This window comes from Rhizobium sp. Root482 (assembly GCF_001426565.1).
Lineage (GTDB): Bacteria > Pseudomonadota > Alphaproteobacteria > Rhizobiales > Rhizobiaceae > Pararhizobium.
In genome coordinates this window covers 92,034-109,248 of the sequence record NZ_LMFA01000006.1, presented here as the reverse complement: position 1 = coordinate 109,248, position 17,215 = coordinate 92,034, and the positions used below count along the sequence as shown (strand labels likewise).

The 17,215-nt window shown below is 56.4% G+C and carries 14 protein-coding genes and 5 pseudogenes; 12 read left to right on the top strand and 7 right to left on the bottom strand.

Annotation, left to right across the window (positions count from 1 at the left end; all coding sequences use genetic code 11):
• Positions 1-387: 387 nt before the first annotated feature.
• Complete coding sequence (locus tag ASD31_RS06365; protein WP_056330973.1) at positions 388-1,767, bottom strand: enoyl-acyl carrier protein reductase FabMG; 1,380 nt, start codon at positions 1,765-1,767, stop codon at positions 388-390.
• A 490-nt stretch (positions 1,768-2,257) separates the two neighbouring features.
• Here ASD31_RS06365 and ASD31_RS26280 point away from each other — a divergent pair, with 490 nt between their 5' ends.
• The 4 genes from ASD31_RS26280 (at position 2,258) to ASD31_RS06340 (ending at position 5,512) form a co-directional block, all read left to right on the top strand.
• Complete coding sequence (locus ASD31_RS26280; protein ID WP_200952131.1) at positions 2,258-2,407, top strand: hypothetical protein; 150 nt, start codon at positions 2,258-2,260, stop codon at positions 2,405-2,407.
• A gap of 145 nt (positions 2,408-2,552) precedes the next feature.
• Complete coding sequence (locus tag ASD31_RS06355; protein WP_056330968.1) at positions 2,553-3,809, top strand: cation:proton antiporter; 1,257 nt, start codon at positions 2,553-2,555, stop codon at positions 3,807-3,809.
• Between the two features lie 510 nt (positions 3,810-4,319).
• Entirely contained in the window at positions 4,320-4,610 is a 291-nt protein-coding gene (locus tag ASD31_RS25820) for a hypothetical protein (RefSeq protein WP_162251138.1), read from the top strand.
• Between the two features lie 584 nt (positions 4,611-5,194).
• Positions 5,195-5,512, top strand: coding sequence for a hypothetical protein (locus tag ASD31_RS06340; RefSeq protein WP_156392538.1), 318 nt, complete (start codon positions 5,195-5,197; stop codon positions 5,510-5,512).
• Positions 5,513-5,965: 453 nt separating this feature from the next.
• Here the strand turns inward: ASD31_RS06340 and repC are convergent, their stop codons facing one another.
• From repC to repA, 3 genes are all read right to left on the bottom strand, one after another.
• A complete protein-coding gene (repC, locus tag ASD31_RS06335) occupies positions 5,966-7,180 on the bottom strand; it encodes a plasmid replication protein RepC (RefSeq protein ID WP_056330958.1) in 1,215 nt (404 codons plus the stop codon).
• Between the two features lie 193 nt (positions 7,181-7,373).
• Complete coding sequence (gene repB, locus ASD31_RS06330; protein ID WP_056330955.1) at positions 7,374-8,366, bottom strand: plasmid partitioning protein RepB; 993 nt, start codon at positions 8,364-8,366, stop codon at positions 7,374-7,376.
• A complete protein-coding gene (gene repA / locus ASD31_RS06325) occupies positions 8,363-9,580 on the bottom strand; it encodes a plasmid partitioning protein RepA (protein ID WP_056330953.1) in 1,218 nt (405 codons plus the stop codon). The genes repB and repA overlap by 4 nt, the downstream gene beginning before the upstream one ends.
• A gap of 1,168 nt (positions 9,581-10,748) precedes the next feature.
• Here repA and ASD31_RS27065 point away from each other — a divergent pair.
• Complete coding sequence (locus tag ASD31_RS27065; protein ID WP_082520442.1) at positions 10,749-11,036, top strand: H-NS family nucleoid-associated regulatory protein; 288 nt, start codon at positions 10,749-10,751, stop codon at positions 11,034-11,036.
• Here the strand turns inward: ASD31_RS27065 and ASD31_RS26210 are convergent.
• Both ASD31_RS26210 and ASD31_RS06310 read right to left on the bottom strand, forming a co-directional pair.
• Positions 10,983-11,264 (bottom strand): hypothetical protein, encoded by a 282-nt coding sequence (locus ASD31_RS26210; RefSeq protein ID WP_056330947.1) that lies wholly within the window; start codon positions 11,262-11,264, stop codon positions 10,983-10,985. The two genes, ASD31_RS27065 and ASD31_RS26210, sit on opposite strands and share 54 nt — an antisense overlap.
• A 434-nt stretch (positions 11,265-11,698) precedes the next feature.
• Positions 11,699-11,929, bottom strand: coding sequence for a hypothetical protein (locus tag ASD31_RS06310; protein WP_056330943.1), 231 nt, complete (start codon positions 11,927-11,929; stop codon positions 11,699-11,701).
• An 808-nt stretch (positions 11,930-12,737) separates the two neighbouring features.
• On the opposite strand from ASD31_RS06310, the gene ASD31_RS06305 reads away from it, so the two are divergent.
• The 7 genes and pseudogenes from ASD31_RS06305 to ASD31_RS25250 all read left to right on the top strand — a co-directional run bounded on the left by ASD31_RS06305 (position 12,738) and on the right by ASD31_RS25250 (position 15,914).
• The gene (locus tag ASD31_RS06305) at positions 12,738-13,043 is read left to right on the top strand and encodes a hypothetical protein (RefSeq protein WP_056330940.1); all 306 of its coding nucleotides are present in this window, start codon (positions 12,738-12,740) and stop codon (positions 13,041-13,043) included.
• 298 nt (positions 13,044-13,341) lie between these two features.
• Positions 13,342-13,557 (top strand): annotated as a pseudogene (locus tag ASD31_RS26660) (VapC toxin family PIN domain ribonuclease); the annotation flags it as partial.
• A gap of 382 nt (positions 13,558-13,939) precedes the next feature.
• Positions 13,940-14,269 (top strand): annotated as a pseudogene (locus tag ASD31_RS06295) (DUF2934 domain-containing protein); the annotation flags it as partial.
• A 109-nt stretch (positions 14,270-14,378) separates the two neighbouring features.
• A pseudogene (locus tag ASD31_RS26655) lies at positions 14,379-14,771 on the top strand (metal-dependent phosphohydrolase); the annotation flags it as partial.
• Between the two features lie 253 nt (positions 14,772-15,024).
• A pseudogene (locus tag ASD31_RS26650) lies at positions 15,025-15,278 on the top strand (hypothetical protein); the annotation flags it as partial.
• Between the two features lie 151 nt (positions 15,279-15,429).
• A pseudogene (locus tag ASD31_RS06285) lies at positions 15,430-15,663 on the top strand (AbrB/MazE/SpoVT family DNA-binding domain-containing protein).
• A complete protein-coding gene (locus ASD31_RS25250) occupies positions 15,660-15,914 on the top strand; it encodes a hypothetical protein (protein ID WP_413813799.1) in 255 nt (84 codons plus the stop codon). Before ASD31_RS06285 ends, ASD31_RS25250 begins: the two are co-directional and overlap by 4 nt.
• 51 nt (positions 15,915-15,965) lie before the next feature.
• Here ASD31_RS25250 and ASD31_RS06280 read toward each other — a convergent pair whose 3' ends face one another.
• The gene (locus tag ASD31_RS06280) at positions 15,966-17,090 is read right to left on the bottom strand and encodes a tyrosine-type recombinase/integrase (RefSeq protein WP_056330936.1); all 1,125 of its coding nucleotides are present in this window, start codon (positions 17,088-17,090) and stop codon (positions 15,966-15,968) included.
• Positions 17,091-17,215: the final 125 nt, after the last annotated feature.

Here is a 17,215-nt window from a genome sequence, read left to right as displayed (position 1 = left end):
TGATCTGCTCGCCCGTGAACCGTGAATGCTTCATCCTGTCCGTCTCCTCAGTGTGACGGACTCTACCAAAATTTGGAGGAAGTTCAGGGGCTCAGGTCACTGCCCTTGGCAAAGTTCAGTCCCCAGAGCCGACTATTGCTGACGGCGTGATCGCAATGGAACGGTTGGAAAATATGTGGCGCGAACCGAGCCTGTGACAACAACGAGACGAAGAAAGGCTGATCTCACGATGTTTCCGACGGACCCATCACGGCCGATGGAGGCATCCGCCTTCGGCTCAGAACCTCCACATCGATCCGCAGGCGGCCCGATGCTGCAAGTATCCTATCAGGCTTGAAGCGGTCATTCGATTGGCAATCCGCGTTACGACCGACGAGAAACACGCAGTCATGCGATCTGAAGCTGCGACGATTCCGTTTCCCGCTGGATCAGTCGCGCCGGAGACATCAAACGCGGGTGGGAAGCGTTAAGTCGCCGGGCCACGATATCGTGGTTGAGCCACAGGACGGGACCGGACGGTTCTGAAGATTCGTCAAAAATAAGCTGCCCCGTCGCCTCTACCACGAGACCGCTCAGGAGATCGCTGATCATCACTTTGCCGTCCCGGTGCAGCTGGGTGATCTCATTCGAGGTTAAGATCGTCAGATCAGCCTGGGCCTGGCTGTTGGCCATGGGCCAAGCCGAGAAATCATAGAACGGGCGCATGATTTCACTGGCCTGCATATCGGTGATCTTGCGGAACACATCCGTCATTGTCACGCCGTCTGCCAGGAGCGCCTGACAGGCGTGCCACTGCTCGTCTGCCCACTGACCACCGTCTTCCTTCTTCAACGCAAGCAGAAGCGGGATCAGGGGCAGCTCGATCCCCGTGAATACGTCGGATGAATTGGTTCGGATTTCCGGGCAGTTGTAGACCGTTGCCTTGACACCCTGCGCCCAGGCTTGCTCGGCAATGCTCTCGAGCCGCATCTTTGCATAGCCCTGGGTGTAGTTGGTATAGGTCTGCCAACGGTAGCTTCCGTCAATCAGGACTGCCGATCCATGGTAGCCGTAGGCGGTGTAACGGACCTGCCCGCCGGAAGCTTCCACGCGCCTGCGGATCGCCGCGCTGAAGTCGATGAGATGGCAAAAGGTGTTAGCCGAGACGTCGTCGAAATTCTGCAGGACGAGCTGGCCCATGTCGCTGTCGAGCAAGGCCTGCGACGACATGTGGCGTGTTCCGGTCCCCTTGTAGATTCGATTGGCGACGACCAGGAACACCTTCGCCTTCGGGATGCCCCCGGCCATGGTGTGAGCAAAGAACACATTGCGACCAGCGGCGATCATGTCGTCGAGAACGGCCATGACCTGCGCAAGCGCCTCTGTAAAACGCGCCGTGGCGACGTCGCGGCATTGCGAGACATAGTCCCAGTCGAGCTTGTCGTGCTGCCAGGTCTCAAGCGTCATCTTCGCCAGGAGGTCGGTGGGTGTCGGGCCATCCGCAGGCGCATCAAGATCGAAGCCAGCCATAAGAGGTATGTTGATGACCCTGCCGCCCAGCCGGGCTTCAGCAGAAGCCAGCTCGTCAGCATTCAGTGGCCGTAGCGCATTGTTCTCGTCGCGCCGCCCAACGGTGATCCCGACAATCTCCATCCCAGCCCGCCTGGCTTCGTCGAGCAGGCCAGTCGCGTACCCGCGACCGAACAATTCGCCGAAGAGGACGAAAATATCGCCTTTACGGAACACTGTATTCTCGGAAAGACGATTCAGTGCGACCGGGTTTTTCATGCTGTCAGCTCTTGATCCGCGTGTCATCGAGCAACGGCTCAGACGACCTTCGATAGTCAGATGACCACACTGGCGCGGAATGGGAAGTCATTTTAAGTGACCGTTCATTTCAAATCGTGAAGTCGGTCCCCGTTGCTCGTACACTCAGCAAAATTCCGGAGCTGCTGGAGGTCGGCGCGTCGAGTCTGAAACGAGTTTTCTGGAGGCGCGGTTGGCTGCCATGAGGCGCAAAACGATCGCTCTGAGATTGGCGCGGCTCGAAATCCAGCCGAACCTTCACGGAAAAGCCAGCCTCCACCAGACCGCTCGGAGAACAGGAATAAATGGTGCGCATCACCGCCAACCGCCGGGATTATCCTTCCAGCGCCGGCGGCACGAACAAAAATTGCCGCCAATCAAGTAGCGGCTCGTTCCTTGCAAAACCGCGCTCTCCGGACGGAACCTTTGTGCCATTAAAATGGTTGAGACTCCTCAACAAGGGAGGCGTTCCATGCCAAGCAAAGATCCTGAAGGAAAGAATACAAGCGGCGGCGGTCACCTGGGCGGCACCCATCTGGGCCAGTCGCCAGATGCGAAAAGCACTTCCAACGTCGATAAAAAAGGCGACAAAGCGCGCCCAAATGACGGCGCCAAACAGTAATTCATCTCCGCGCTGACCAAGGATGTACTGGCAGTCGGTAGAGATGAAAAGAAGGTCGGTGCGGATTTCGCCCGGCCTTTTTCGTTACGGGTGAGGAGATGATTGCCGGAGCCCTCGCATTCGTCTTAACGGAAGAGGTAGACACTTGATAATTAACGGCTGGGAAGTCGACCCTTATGCAGTAGCCCTCACGGGGGCTGGACTTCTCATCGCGCTCGTTGCCTGGCTTCCATTGGCGCTCCGACGCTTGCCCTTGTCATTGCCTATTGTGTGCCTGACCATTGGCGGCCTGATCTTCACCGTCCCATCTTTTGGACTAGACCCGTCTCCAAGCGCACATCCTTATGCAACTGAACGGCTTACGGAATTTGTCGTCATCGTGGCCTTGATGGGAGCGGGACTGAAGATCGATCGTCGTTTTTCGTTCACGGGATGGGGAGTGACGTGGCGATTGCTGCTGATCACCATGCCGCTGAGCATTCTGGCGATCCTATTTGTTGGAACAAGCATACTCGGTTTGGACATTGTTGCAGCACTGCTGCTAGCGGCAAGCCTTGCCCCGACAGACCCGGTTTTGGCGGCCGATATCCAAGTTCGAGGACCGCAGGAAGGGGGAGAAGATACGGTCAGGTTCGCTTTGACATCTGAAGCAGGTTTGAACGACGGATTCGCGTTTCCGTTTGTGCATCTCGCTATTGTTCTGAGCCTGGCGGCGACAACGGGCGGGCCATGGTTCAATCAGTGGCTTACGCTCCACGTTTTTTGGGAGGTTTTCGCCGGCATTGGCTCCGGCTGGCTTGTGGGGCGTATATTCGGCTGGGCCACCTTCAAGATGCCGGGCGACACGCTTGCAAAGACCGGCGACGGCCTGATAGCCATTGCGGCAACCTTCGTGTCCTACGGCGTATCAGAGATACTGCACTGTTACGGCTTTTTTGCGGTCTTCGTGACGGCCTTGACTCTGCGCAACTCTCACCGAAACCATGATTTCCAGCGTGACATGCATGACATCACCGAGCAAATCGAACGGATCGCGATGATGCTGCTGCTCCTTGCCTTTGGAGGCGCAATCACCAGCGGTTTATTGTCTGGTATTGAATGGGCCGACATCGCAGCAGTTGTGCTGATCCTGCTTGTCGTGCGACCCCTTATAGGCCTTCTGGCATTTATCGGTGCCCAAGCTAGTCTCAGTGAGAAACTGACCATTGCGTTCTTTGGCATCCGCGGCGTCGGATCGTTTTACTACCTGACCTATGGCATCAATCATGGAAACTTCCAGGATGAAGGCAAGCTTTGGCTCATCCTGTCGCTGGTCGTGCTTGTCTCGATCCTTATGCACGGGCTAACGGTTACTCCAGCAATGCGCTGGTTGGATCGACGGCAGGGGCGAGACGTTGATTGACCCATTGGGCGACGAGCCTCGAAAATGTTTAGCGGAAGGCCCGGTTCGGCCGACCTTTTTACTGCCCGAGCGGTTCACACGGCTGGACCCGCACATCCACAAATGCCTCCGCATCTACCTAAGCGCCGCCTGCTATTTCGAGCATACCAAACGACTGAAGAGGACGGAAAGACGTTGGCAGGAGGCGGGTTGGCGTTGCTACTGCCTCCCATTAAATGTCCTGAGAACCAGAAATATGCGTCCGAAGAGTTCAAAATCGCGCTCCTCGAGGCGGCGAAATGTTGCGAGGCGTGAAGTCTTTCGAGGCGAGTGAAAATAATTGCCAAAGACTTGGCGCCGGGGTCACAGAAACGAGTGGTGTGGTGACGCGGGCAGTCCAGCGGAACAAATGCAGCGCTCTTCAGGTTGTCGTCGTTCTCACGTGAGGTGACACAATGCTGCTACTTCATTTCGATATTCGATATCAGGAAAGCCGCAACGAAGATCTGCAAGGCCTTGTGTTCGAGGACATTGGCGAAACTGGATCCTGCGCCTCCGTTAGTTGAGGGAGTGATCGTCGACGAATTGCGAGCCGCCCATGCGGTTGATATGGTCGCCTTGGAAATCGCAGACCATGCCCGCAGGATCATTTTATCTGCTACCGTCGAAGACGCGATACTGAAATCCTTGGGGGACAGGGATGCAGATCAAGGATATCGAATTGCTGCAACGAAGTATCCGGAGATCGGCGGCATTGGGCATTCGATGGTAGTTTGGTTGGATTTTATTTCGCCACGCCCTACCTCCATTCGATGCAAATGACCCCTTATGAAGACCTGCTCGTGCTTATTTTGCTTGGTGTTGTAATGGCCGGGCTTTGTGTCGGGCTTTTCATGACTGCGATGACGGTTCATGAAGTGCTCGCGATCCACTTCGCTTCGTCCTGACCCTACGGGCAACGAGAACATAACTAGAACAACCACTGTGATGCGGCTGCCATTCCGAAACCTGTCCCCTACGATGTCCACTGGGAGGAAAGGAAGGCATGGGTGGACCTTTACGCCTTCCTCACCACCGACCCGAATTCGACACATCGAACCGACTCGTCAAGGCCATGCCTGCGGTCCTGGCGGAGACTGAAGAGATCAACGCCTGGCCGACCACACCATGGGAGGGAGCGAAAGCCGTGCAGCGACCCTTGGCCAAGTCGGTTGATCCTGTTGCCGAAGGAGGCTCCGGCAGCCGTCTAGCGTTGGCGCGGTGGTTTGTGCCGGGCGGTCCGCCGGTATTCAGACCGAAGTCCTATGACAATAAGATGGACCAGGGACTTAGTTCCTATTGTTGACAGCCACTGCAAATTCTACTCTTGTGATCGGAAGCGGGCGCGCATCATGCAAGAGGACGCAATGACACCTGCAGTGGAAAGAAGGGCTCGATGGAACAAGTCCTGCGCCGAGGCAACAGCACGTGGTGCCCAGATAGAGAGCGACCCGCGCTTTCTTGAATGGATCGAGAAATGGATCACCGGCGAGATAGAGATGGCCACTGTGCGAGAGCGATATCTGGTCCTTCTCGGTTCCAGGACAAGCTCTCCCGTCGCACTGACGGTAGCAACATTCTTCGATGAGATTTACGACGAGGTTCCGGAAATTGCGGGCCTAAGTGCGCGCGCTCACCAAGAGCGGCACGATACCACTGAGGCGGTCGGCGCGGCTTGGGCCTAGAGAAAGCGAGACGCTGGGGGTGCCCCAATACTGACGCGGCACAACTCCGAAAACCTACTTATCCATGCGGATTTTTTTCCGCTCTTGCCCCTATCCCTGCGCGCGAGCACCAGCGGCCATTGGACCATTGCGACACCGACACGGGAGCGCCGGTGGTCATCAACGATATACTCATGGACGCGCTGCATATTCGGGAGGCGAACAGTTGTTGGAACTCTTGAGTGAAGTGTACGCTCCACTGCAGGAAGGGGCCAGTGCATTGAACCTCACACCAAAGGGCTTTCCGAATGCAAGCATGAGGACGGAACTTTCATGAATCCCGCCTCCGACTTCAAGGACAGGCTTGGCTGTATTTGCGGATCTTGTTTGCGGCCTCGTCCGCCTCGAAAACTCCACGTAGTTGAAATCGTTAAGCCCAGCCACCATTTCGCCCGAGGCGGTTCAGCTCATGGGCTAACTCGCCTTCGAGACCGCTGAACCATTCGCACGCAACAGCGCCATCAACATCGGGCCAAGCGAGAATTCGCCGTTCTCCGCGCGCCGGGTAAGATCTCGCAAATATCCGCCGGCCGAGTTGATCTGCCCTCCCCTCTCAAGGATACAGGCCATCGCCGCCGCTGCGTTCTCCGGTCCCATAATTTGGCAGGCATCCTGGTACGCCGATGGGCTAACGCCCAACGTGGATCGGACAACGACAGCCGCCGCCATTAGGTCTCGCCAGTTCTCGACGGAACCGCCTGGCCCATACATCGCGATCTCGGGGCACGCTCTCAGCACCATTCCAAGCGGAAACGCCTTAATCGGCTCACTCAACGGTCTGATGGCCTGGCTCGATTTCGCCCCCTGCTTCGTGTCGGAGCTAGGTTCAGATTCACGGATGGAATCGGTATTTGAATTCTGTATGTGGCGTTCAATCTGGCCGTCATTGCCGCCCGATATTTCTGAATTCACTTGTATTTCCAGCAAATTGACAATTTCGTCGCGCAACATCTCCATTTCTTCAGCAATAGGCGCCAAATCCCCGATCTGTGGCGTGCGAGGCAGTCGTGCAAGAAGCTCGATAAAATGCTCCTCGATTGGTCCCCAATCGCCTGGCGCGCCCTCCTCCACTGCAGCTGAGATCAGTTTGCGAACGTCACGGCGGCAGATTGACAGCCGCTCCTTGGCGAGGCGAAACGCTTTGCGATCCGCGGCTACCTGCTGGGCCATATGGGCAAGCTCGTCTGCACGGGCGCGAAGGGGCGCCAGACTGAAGCCGAACGCGTTCTCGACCATTCCTGCCTTGTCCTTGTGGGCATAGCGCTTGCCGTTGGGGCTATCCTTGCGGATGATCAGGCCAGCATCGACCAGGGCTGCCAAATGACGTCGCAGCGTCGTACCGGTAATTCCATGAGCTCGTACCGTCAGCTGATTGTTCGACGGGAAGACCACCAGCCCCCTCTCCTCCTCCAACTGCTGATCAGGATAAAATGACAGGAGCGCGTTGAGCACCGATAGCGCCCGATCGGTCAGCCCAAGCGCGGCTCGGGCCTCGCAGGCGTCGCGAAACACCTTCCATTTATCGACTGGTCTGCCGGGTTTCGCTTCAGCCGTGGCGAGCTGCCCTTTCACCAGGGCAAGCGTCATCGGCCGCCGCCCAAAGGGCGTCGTTACACTTCCAATGTGCATTTCGTTCACCTCTTAAAAGGCAAAAGAAATTCGATCACCAAAACGATGCCAAAGACTCTTGACTGTGATTCGAGGAAATGCGATTCTCAAGCTGCTAGACACGAGAAGGGCTTCCACGACGGAAACGTTTGGGGGCCTTTTTCTTTTGCGGTTTCGACTCCTAGTTATGTGCCGTTGTCAGCTGACAATCATACTAATCCACTGTGCCAGCGTTATTTTCTTCTTCGAAATCCACGACAAGAGCCGCCATTTTTTTGACGATGAAGTCAGCAAATGCGGGTGATGTTACCGTGATTTTGACGGCTTTCCCTGAGTGAACCATAGAAGCCACTGGCAGGCCTTGCTTCGTTCGAACGGTCTCTACGGTGTTTTTCGTTCGCGTACTTGCCGGCTGAACGGATTTCCAGAGATTTTCAAAACGCTTGTTTGTTTCTACAGCAGAGAAAGTCGCGCTGAGAGCGCAACTTTGAGCTTTTCTGAGGAGCGTTTCATCCTTGAGCTTATCAGCCAGCGCCAGCCAACGAGGCCGCCCAACTTTTGGGGCTGGACCAATTGCAAGAATTATCTCGGGATCGACGGTTTGAGCCACCTGCAGTAGACGTGATATCTCGGGCTTATCCGTTGCCAACGCTTTTGCGATCGTGTCTCGATCGAAACCGTGTTGCAGCATCCGGTGGGCAAACAACGCGCGTTCGATGAAGCTGAGATCGAGGCGTGGGCCATTTTCCTGCCCTTGGGCGAGAACCAGCTCCTCATCAGTAAGGTTCCTGACGATGGCCTTTACCGGAACCCCTAGATCTAATGCCGCTTTTAGGCGCCGATGTCCGTAAGCTGCCTGATAAGTTTTCGCTTTTGTCGGATGAGGCCGCACGAGAATCGGGACTTGCTGGCCGCTCTCCTGAATTGAGAGTTTCAGGGTATCGAAGTCCGCGTCGTTATCGATCGGAATGCGATCGCGAATGAAGGACATTTCCACCAATCTCGGCTCAAGCTCGACCACTGTCTGCCCCGACGCCAAGGATTCGCGGAGGATTTTGGCCTCTGCCGCCTCCTCTCCCAACTTCCCCAGTGAAAGGTTCATCGCCCTGACAGCGCCAGTCGGACGATGCGCCTGGCTCGACGGCGCTTCGGTCTTGGATTGATCGGATGCGTTGAGCATGCCCTTGAGAATATCGCGGCCTTTCATGGTCTACTCCATGCACTTCGTATGAGCTGGTCTATCTCGGCGTTCACGCCGTCCATAGATTCGACGCCCCGTTCGTAAGTTTGTCGATGCATCGTGTCGCGACCAGCCTCATAAATTGTTTGCTTGGACAATCCGGCATCGGAGACCGCCGTCGATTTCACCATCATTGAGGTCAGTACACGCTCACCGAACAAGCTGCGCAGGAAAGCGACGATCTGCGCTTGCGGACCGTCATTGGGCTCGTAGCGGGTGATCAAATAGCGCATCCAGTCGTACTGAAGATTTCCGCCCGCACCCTTGACGACCGAGAGAAGGTCAGAGGTCATAGCCAGAAATTGGTTCATCGATGCAACATCCAGCATTTGTGGATGAACAGTTATCAGGACCGAGGTCGCCGCGCATAGTGCGGATAAAGTCAGGAAACCAAGCGTTGGAGGGCAGTCAATGACGACGATATCGTAATCGCCTTCCAGCGATTGCAGCGCGTTGCCAACACGCATGAAGAACATCTCGCTCTCGTTGCGCGATGTGTCGGCAAGCGCCGTCGGCGTATCATGCTCGAATTCGTGTAGTTCAAGATTGCCGGGAATCAGGTCAAGCCCAGGAAAATAGGTCTTGCGAACGACCTCGGAGACGTTTCGCCGATCATCATCGTAACGGATGGCTCCGTAAAGCGTCTCGTTCTCGCCGACGTCGAATTCGGGCTGGAACCCAAGCATCGCCGACATAGATGCTTGAGGGTCGAGATCAACCGCCAATACCCGGTAACCGCGCAAAGCCAAATACTGCGCCAGGTGGACCGACGACGTTGTCTTGCCCGAGCCGCCTTTGAAATTTGTAACTGCAATGACCTGAAGGTGGTCACCTTGCCGTCTTCCGGGCAAGTAGCTTGGCTTTGTGCGACTCAGTTGATGGCGGATCGCATTGACTTCCTCCAAGGAGAATGTACGCCGTCCTCCGGACGTCTTTTCCGATGTCACGCCGTCCCCTTGGGTGGCCAAGTGGCGAACGTAGCTGTCGGTTACCCCCAGCAGTCGTGCTGCCTCAGCACTGCTGAAACGTCGAAGCTCCTTCCGAGCATTCGGCGAGAAGAGTTTTTCGAACAGAACCTGAAGCTGGCCGCTTAAAACGCCAGCGTCATGAGCGATTGTCTCGTCAATCGAATGCTCATTCGGTGCTTTGGTTTTCTGGACAATCGCGGCCTTGGTCGACATTCACGCAAATCCTGACGAATAGGAAGATTTATCGCAAATGACTGCGAGTCTGGGGTGGCCGTCAAGCTGTTTTTAGCCGACGCGACTTTACGACGGCGGCCTGCGAAGGAATATCCCATGAATTCTGCGACTTACTCCGATTGTCAGCTGACAATTTACGCCTGATCATTCTCGAATGAAAAGGGCTGGGGCGTGCTGAAGCGATGGACGGGGAAAAAGATAACGTCGCCCTGCGATTCTCTGATGGTCGTTGCGGCCGAGAAACAGGACTGCAAATCTAGATTCGCCAGGTATCCCTCTAGGGCGCATCGCGACCAGAAGCGCGAGACCTTCATCCTCCTTTATCGTCGCGTGGATCAAAGCGTCACCACACCCTTAGCATCCTCCTGATGCGCGTCACGATAGACGCGGGCCCGGTCGGTTGAGAAAAGCAGCCATACGGCACAATGCCCGACGGTTCGCCGCCCAACTCCTCTTCTTGCAGAGCGAAAAGCCGCGAGATTGGGCAGCCCGCCGCGCCTGCCCGTCCAAAGCCTTGGCAATCGATGGCAGTCACGCTGAACAGGCCGGATAGCTCCCGCAGGAAGGTCTATTCATATTGCGTTGGGGTGAAAATAAACTACATTTGACGAGCAGCCGCGCGGTGCCTTTTCTGCAGCTGGCGCAGGCCCTAGTTTGTTCCCCAAAGGACGAGGGCCTTTTTGTTGCCTTTGACGGCCCCTCGCTAGATCAAAGTAGTGTGGGTCCATGTTGATCTAACTGAGCGGGCGGCGTAGCCGGAAGGTTAAACCTCGGTCATTCCTGGACAGTTGTTGTACTGTCTGCTTGCACTACCGGTCTCCTCCCTGGTCTCGGTCAAAGTCCCGCAAGAGCGGCTGTTGTCTTCCAGTCACACAACGTCGGAAGATCGCCAATCAATTCCGCCCTCCTTGTCGGCCAATATTTGACGTGCTTCCCACCTTCTTCGCAGATTCAGTGTGAACTTAATCGGATCTGTCCCGGAGAACCGTTTCCGAACGTATGGCGCCTCGAGCCCTGCTCAAGCTAAGAAGCACTATGTTTCTCCTCACCAACAGACCAATGTCGCGCACGCGCCGCCTCAGATTGACCTGTTTTCAGTCGGCTTGATATCTGACGCTTCGGGCCTTAAACCTTTTCAGACTTTCAAATGGGGGCTTCGGAGTGGCAAGGCGAACCTATCGGGATATCGGAACTTGATGAATTAATTTCAGAGGCTCAGGATTTACGCGAGAGGCTCGTTGAAAAGCGCCCCGCCGAGCTTATGGCGGAGTTAGAAGCCCTGGGTGTCTCGCCACCATCACTCAAACGCATAAGGCCGCCTCCTAGATACAAGAATGGTCAGGGAAAGACCTGGACCGGCGGCGGCAAGCGACCCAAATGGCTATCTGATCACGAAGCGGCCAGCGGCAGCCGATCCGATTTCCTCATCAAATAGCCAGATATCTGTCTCACTGGCGCGCAAAAAAATGAGGTGACACCCGCCAAGGGAGAGGGCCTTGGCCGGAAGCCGACATCCGTTGGTGGCCCTTATCCTGCTGCCGCTGACATCGAGTTTGAAACGAGCGTGATGCCGCCCGGCCAGGAGTAGCAACAACGTGCCAGCGTCATAAAGCCGGGTTTCGAACATTTTTGAGTGGAGAGCTACATCGATCCGCGCCAGCATGGCTGATATCCAGTTTCCGACAGCAGTGAAACTGGGATCGCCAGCACGCAACGGCCAGTTAGTAGTCCCGGACGCAGCGAAGCCCTTGGGACCCCTATAACATAATTCGGTAAAGTCCTCCCGATGATCAGTGAACCCATTGCACGAAAAACTGATATGGCCTTAAATGGAGGAGCTCATGACTACCCAGAGGCATACCGTCGGCTCTCAAATATCCGCTCGGATGAAGCTTTTACAAATCGATGCAGCACTTATAAATGATGTGATATGCAATTCGTGCGTCGGTGCTGTGGACGCGGCCCTTCTCGGGGGACGCAAATGACCAACGACGATGTGGAAGAGCCGGTGCCTCTCAGATTACAATCGCTGATAATCGCGGTGCTAATTTCACTGATCGTGTGGGGTTATATCTACAAGTCCGTGATCACAGCTCACTAGTTTAAGCGCGGCCGGCGCACGACGCCCGTCTCGACTGCGTTAGCAGCTGCGATTGCCGCTTCCACCATCGGAAGGATCTCAGACCCGCGCTGCCACGATTCGATCGCTGCGATCCAGATGTCGCTTTCACACGCGGCGCCGTAAATATGAAAATGAATCTCTGAAAAAATAATCTCCGCATTCAACAGAATGCGCGGGGAAGGTAGCGGCCTGCTTTGCATAGTCATGCCCTGTCGACGTAAAGGTAGGAAATTAAGGTCGGTTCCAGAGACAAGTCAAGATGACTAACGTCGTATCGTTCGGCCTACCGATAGGCCAGGCCTGTGAAACTGGATAATATCTAGAGCGCGACTTCACTGAACATGCCTCGACAGACCATGCGCGCCTGGTTCGCAACTGCTTGGCCTGCGATAGCCCCCACCTCAAGGGTCGCAAAAAGGATGCCAGAAGCTCCGGGGCCATCCGGGCAAGGGTTTCAATACCCTGGCCATCATGGCGATCACACACGTGGCGACATGGCGCTCACTGGTGTAGTCGGATTTTTTCCATTGGCTCCCAGGCGGCCGTGCAGAAACTACCCTTGGTTTCGAAGGATACAGCTGGTTTCCCGACCTATTCCCGGCGGTCGACTTGATCTGGCCTGCTCCTGAGGCCGCAGGGCGGGAAAAGGCTGCTGCTTCGGTTATAGCCCGCCGCCCCCGTGAGATTAACCCAGCCGGTCGCGGCGGCGCCGATATCGGCGCGCCGTAAGACGGCGGCATACCCGAGCTGTTTCTGAGCATGCGCTCGAGCAGCGCTATTCCATGTTCAGGATGTTGCGGGCAAGCCCTCTGAATGTCTGCACGTTCTCACACGGACGTCCTTTGGTATTGCGGCGAAGTCAGAATGAACTAAGTTGAAGTGTGCCAACTGGATGTGGAACCGCCAATTCGGCCCGAAACACGGCTACTTCGTATGGTGATCTCCGTCTTGCCTTTGGCGAGCACCTGAGCCAACCTGCAATGATCTGCATCCCTAGGACTGGCATCGGAACCCATGACTAACACAGCTGCTGACGCCATGACCGGCATGTATTTCACGGTCGACGATCTCGATGGAAGCTATTCTACGGGTCAGGTTGTCCGGCTTGCTGCCGATTCTGTCTATTTCGTCCGTTTCGAGGGCAATGAGGTTCCGCTGCCTTTGGAGCTCGTATCGATCGGTGAAATGTTGGAGACCACAAGTGAGGGTTACAGACTCTGGCGGTTCTTCGACACGATCGAGGAGCGGTACAAGTGGATTGACTGGCTAGACACGCCGTCCAAGCCGCGGGTCATTTCGCTCGTGAAGCCTACCACGTGAACCTTGTCTCAGCCGACGCAATCCGGCGTCGCCCGCTGCATGGACTGAACTTTGGAGCATTCAGGTGATTTTCTTTGCCGCAGGCGCAAGTATCGGCATTGTTCACATGGCGTTTCACATATTGCGCCGCCCGACTTGGCCTGAGTACCCGATACAGGGTTTTGCCCTATCAGCCGTTTTTGGAGCGCTCGTATACGGCGCGATACTCTGGGCCGTCTTCACATGGTATTTCGGATCGTAGGCGCGGCGCACCGTTTCAAATGCTCGCGAGTATGGAACCTTGTGGTTCAAGAGCAGGTACGCGCCGAAGCTTTTGCCGTTCGATCTGACATGCGCGCATGCCGCCGGTCAGATTCTTGATGATGCCCGCGCCCATCGGCCGGGTTTTGAGGACATTGCGATAGCCGCCACAGCCCAGGTTCATGGCTTGATCGTTTTGACGCGCAACCTGCGCCATTTCGAACCTCTAGGCGTTCGGGCGATCGATCCGTTCAAAGCGTTGCCCGAGTTGTAGGGCGACAGGGGAGGGGCTTTTCTACTGAAGTCTTGGCGTTTGAGACTAACGCGGAGCGATCACGCCGGCGTTCTTTCTTTCGGCTTGCCGATTTGCGGCATCGACAAGGCCGCGATCCTCCCTAGATCCTTCTTGGAGTGGCCACTTCGGAGAAAATTGTCATGAGCGCCGACAAATACGATTCGGGCGATCGATCCGTTCAAAGCGTTGCCCGAGTTGTAGGGCGACAGGGGAGGGGCTTTTCTACTGAAGTCTTGGCGTTTGAGACTAACGCGGAGCGATCACGCCGGCGTTCTTTCTTTCGGCTGCCGATTTGCGGCATCGACAAGGCCGCGATCCTCCCTAGATCCTTCTTGGAGTGGCCACTTCGTTGAAAATTGTCATGAGCGCCGACAAATACGAGCAGATCCGCCGTCGCGCCTACGAAATCTGGGAARGCGAGGGGCACCCCGAGGGGGCACAGCTGCGCCATTGGCAGCAGGCCTGCGAYGAACTGAGGGGTGAAGATCAGGATGTGACGTCGCAAGACCTGCCGGCCACGGTTGGTCGGGATGAAGCGGCACTGCTCCAAGCTGCGGGCGAAAGCGACGACACCGACCGATCTCGCGCGAAAGCTGAGCAGCCCAAGAAAAGGCTCAAAAATCCCGTGTCGGGGATAGAGATGACGACGGGCGAAAAGCCTCCCAAGCAGAAGACCAAGAGCACCGAAGGANCTGAGCAGCCCAAGAAAAGGCTCAAAAATCCCGTGTCGGGGATAGAGATGACGACGGGCGAAAAGCCTCCCAAGCAGAAGACCAAGAGCACCGAAGGACCATAGTCCCATGCAACATCTCGACCATGCCATCCAGGTTGCTCTCGAGGCGCATGACGGCCAGGCAGATAAGGTAGACCGGCCCTATTTCGAGCATAGCCAGCGGGTCGCACTTTTGGTTTCCGGCGACGAGGCACGGACGATCGCCTATCTCCATGATGTCGTCGAAAAGGGCAGGGGTTGGACGCTCGACCGGCTGAAGGAAGAGGGTTTCCCGACACGGATCATATCGGCTGTGGATGCTTTGACACGGCGGGCMAARGAGACCGACGAGGAGTTTGTCAGACGGGCGGCGTCCAACCCCTTAGCCCTTCCGATCAAAAAAGCCGACCTGGAGGACAATCTCTGGCAGGTCGAGCAGACGGGCGGGGCCGCAGAAAAGTATCAACGTGGCCTCGACATTNCCCCTTAGCCCTTCCGATCAAAAAAGCCGACCTGGAGGACAATCTCTGGCAGGTCGAGCAGACGGGCGGGGCCGCAGAAAAGTATCAACGTGGCCTCGACATTCTGCGCCAAGCAAAACTAGACGCTAAGGATCCTTAGCCAGCCGGTGAGACGAACCGCCCTCGGGAGTACCATTTTGGTACGCCAACGATTTTGCGTCGCGTGCGCTATCAGCGGTGCGTAGAACCAAGTGAATTGGAGCCGTCACAAAGATGCAAAACACAGATACTGGCAGGCAAACTGGCGCCGTACCAATCCTGACAAGTACGAAGCACATCTGGCCGTGCAGTGGGCTGTCAAAGCAGGAGAGCCTGACAAAGGAACTTGCGAGGTGTGCGGTCTCGAAGCGGCCGATGCTCATCATGATCAATATGAAGAGCCTTTGAGAGTGCGATGGTTCGGCAGACGCCATCATACGCGGCTTCACCCCTGTGGCAAAGATATGTTTCCGATCAGGGGGCCGGTGACCTGTGGTATTGACGCGATAAGAGCTGAACAAGTCACGATCCCGCAGCCTTGGTCAGACTCACTCGGAACCGATCGCGGCGCAGCTGATGTTGATTTCCGTTTCTTTTGGGAATACCTTCTAGCTATCTGGTATTACGATAGTCGCTAAAATGACGACAACAGTCACAGCACAAGGACAAGATACGATCCCAAAGGCGGTTCGGATTTGCTTGGTGTTTTTCCTGGCAGCAAGATCGATTTCCACCGAGCTGCTGATGGCAGCATTGTTCTTACGAAGGGCTGATAAGACGCAGTTTCCAAGCCGCTTCCAAAAGCTCCGCGGTCATGTCGGCAAAGGTCTCGATACCGAAGCCATCATGGCGATGACACGTGGCGAAACATGACGCTTGTTGACACAAATGTTCTGCTCGATCTCGTAACGGATGATCCGATCTGGGCGGACTGGTTTGCGGCGCGGCTGGAAGCTGCTGCCGCGTGCGGCGTTGTTTCTCGCCGGAAATACCGCAGGGCGGGTGTTTCGCGCACTGGCGTGTTTTCGGATTTTTTCATCGGTTCTCAGGCTGCAGTTCAGCAACTGCCGTTGCTGACGCGATGCATTGACGCTTTCGGACGTATTTCCCAACACTCGAGTTGATCGCGCCTGTTTCCTGATGCTCCGAAAAGCAGGGAGAGGGCATCGCTTCGGTTATAAGCCCGCCGCCTTTGTAAGATTGACCCTGAACCGATCGCGCCGCCGCTGATACCGCCGGGTCATCTCGGCGGAGGCGTGTCCCAGTTGCTTCTGAACATGGCGCTCATCGACCTCGGCCGAGGAGGCCAGCCCGGCGCGTAACGAATGACCCGCGAACTTCTTCCCGCGCTCAGCCTCGGAGAGATCGCCACGCACGCCCGCAGCAAGTGCCGTTCTCTTGACCAGCCGCGCCACCTCCTGGTCGCTCAGCCGATCGGGCCCGACATCTTTGCCCTTGCCGGTCACACGCCGGAAGACCGGGCCTTTCGCAAGCCGGGCAAATTTGATCCAAGTTTCCAACGCAACGACAGGGCAGGTGGTGTCGGTGGAACCGCGACCGATTTCCACCTCGCGCCAGCCGGTCTTTCCACGCAAACTCAACAACAAACCCTCGTCGAAAATCTCGATCCAGCCGCGACCGTCCTCGGTTTGGTCACGGCCAAGATCGAGACCGGTGATTTCCGAGCGTCTGAGGCCTCCGGCAAAGCCGATGAGCAACATGGCCCGATCGCGGATACCGCGCAAACTACCTCGATCGAGCGTCTGCAGCATGGCGATGAGATCCTCCGGCAGAATGGCTTCCTTCTGCCGGGGAGGGGAGGCATGCTTGTTGCGAATGCCGGCCATCACGGTGGCGATGGCGCGGTCCTTGCGATCAAGCGGCATGCCACGCTGGGCACAATTCCAGCCGATGGCGGCAAGGCGCCGTTCGATCGTGGAAACGCTGTTGGCTTTGTTGCCGCGGCCGGCGGTGGCCTCGGCACTGCCTGAGGCATAGGCGGTGATGTAAAGCCCGACGATTTCCGGATCCGGGGGGAGGGGGGAGAGGTTCTGGCGCCGACACCAGGCGGAAAAATGCTTCCAGTCGGAGGCGTAGGCCCGACGGGTATTCTCGGAACTTGCGGCCTCGATATAGGTACGGGCGCGATCGGTCAGATCGCGCAGATGTGCGGGCAGGGGAGGGGGCTCCGGCCTTGGCGAGATGGCCGTGGTTATTCCGTCCGGAGCGTCCGTGCTGGGAGACCGGGCAGAGGCCTGCTTAAGGCGATCTTCAGGATTCTGGTCGATCATAGGGCTCATTTAGCCACTATCACTTATAACGATCGATAATGCAACCTTATCACTCGTTTTTGTATCGCGACATGGTGTGCGGTTAGAGTGATCCGTGTTGACGCAAACCGCTCTCCTTGTTACCCTTTCGCGCA

What these genes read in the sequence shown, in the direction of transcription:
- ASD31_RS06365 (WP_056330973.1), bottom strand. Translation starts at nt 1,767, where the DNA reads ATGAAAAACCCGGTCGCACTGAATCGTCTTTCCGAGAATACAGTGTTC.
- ASD31_RS26280 (WP_200952131.1), top strand. Translation starts at nt 2,258, where the DNA reads ATGCCAAGCAAAGATCCTGAAGGAAAGAATACAAGCGGCGGCGGTCAC.
- ASD31_RS06340 (WP_156392538.1), top strand. Translation starts at nt 5,195, where the DNA reads ATGACACCTGCAGTGGAAAGAAGGGCTCGATGGAACAAGTCCTGCGCC.
- repC (WP_056330958.1), bottom strand. Translation starts at nt 7,180, where the DNA reads ATGCACATTGGAAGTGTAACGACGCCCTTTGGGCGGCGGCCGATGACG.
- repB (WP_056330955.1), bottom strand. Translation starts at nt 8,366, where the DNA reads ATGAAAGGCCGCGATATTCTCAAGGGCATGCTCAACGCATCCGATCAA.
- repA (WP_056330953.1), bottom strand. Translation starts at nt 9,580, where the DNA reads ATGTCGACCAAGGCCGCGATTGTCCAGAAAACCAAAGCACCGAATGAG.
- ASD31_RS27065 (WP_082520442.1), top strand. Translation starts at nt 10,749, where the DNA reads ATGGGGGCTTCGGAGTGGCAAGGCGAACCTATCGGGATATCGGAACTT.
- ASD31_RS26210 (WP_056330947.1), bottom strand. Translation starts at nt 11,264, where the DNA reads ATGCTGGCGCGGATCGATGTAGCTCTCCACTCAAAAATGTTCGAAACC.
- ASD31_RS06310 (WP_056330943.1), bottom strand. Translation starts at nt 11,929, where the DNA reads ATGACTATGCAAAGCAGGCCGCTACCTTCCCCGCGCATTCTGTTGAAT.
- ASD31_RS06305 (WP_056330940.1), top strand. Translation starts at nt 12,738, where the DNA reads ATGACTAACACAGCTGCTGACGCCATGACCGGCATGTATTTCACGGTC.
- ASD31_RS25250 (WP_413813799.1), top strand. Translation starts at nt 15,660, where the DNA reads ATGACGCTTGTTGACACAAATGTTCTGCTCGATCTCGTAACGGATGAT.
- ASD31_RS06280 (WP_056330936.1), bottom strand. Translation starts at nt 17,090, where the DNA reads ATGAGCCCTATGATCGACCAGAATCCTGAAGATCGCCTTAAGCAGGCC.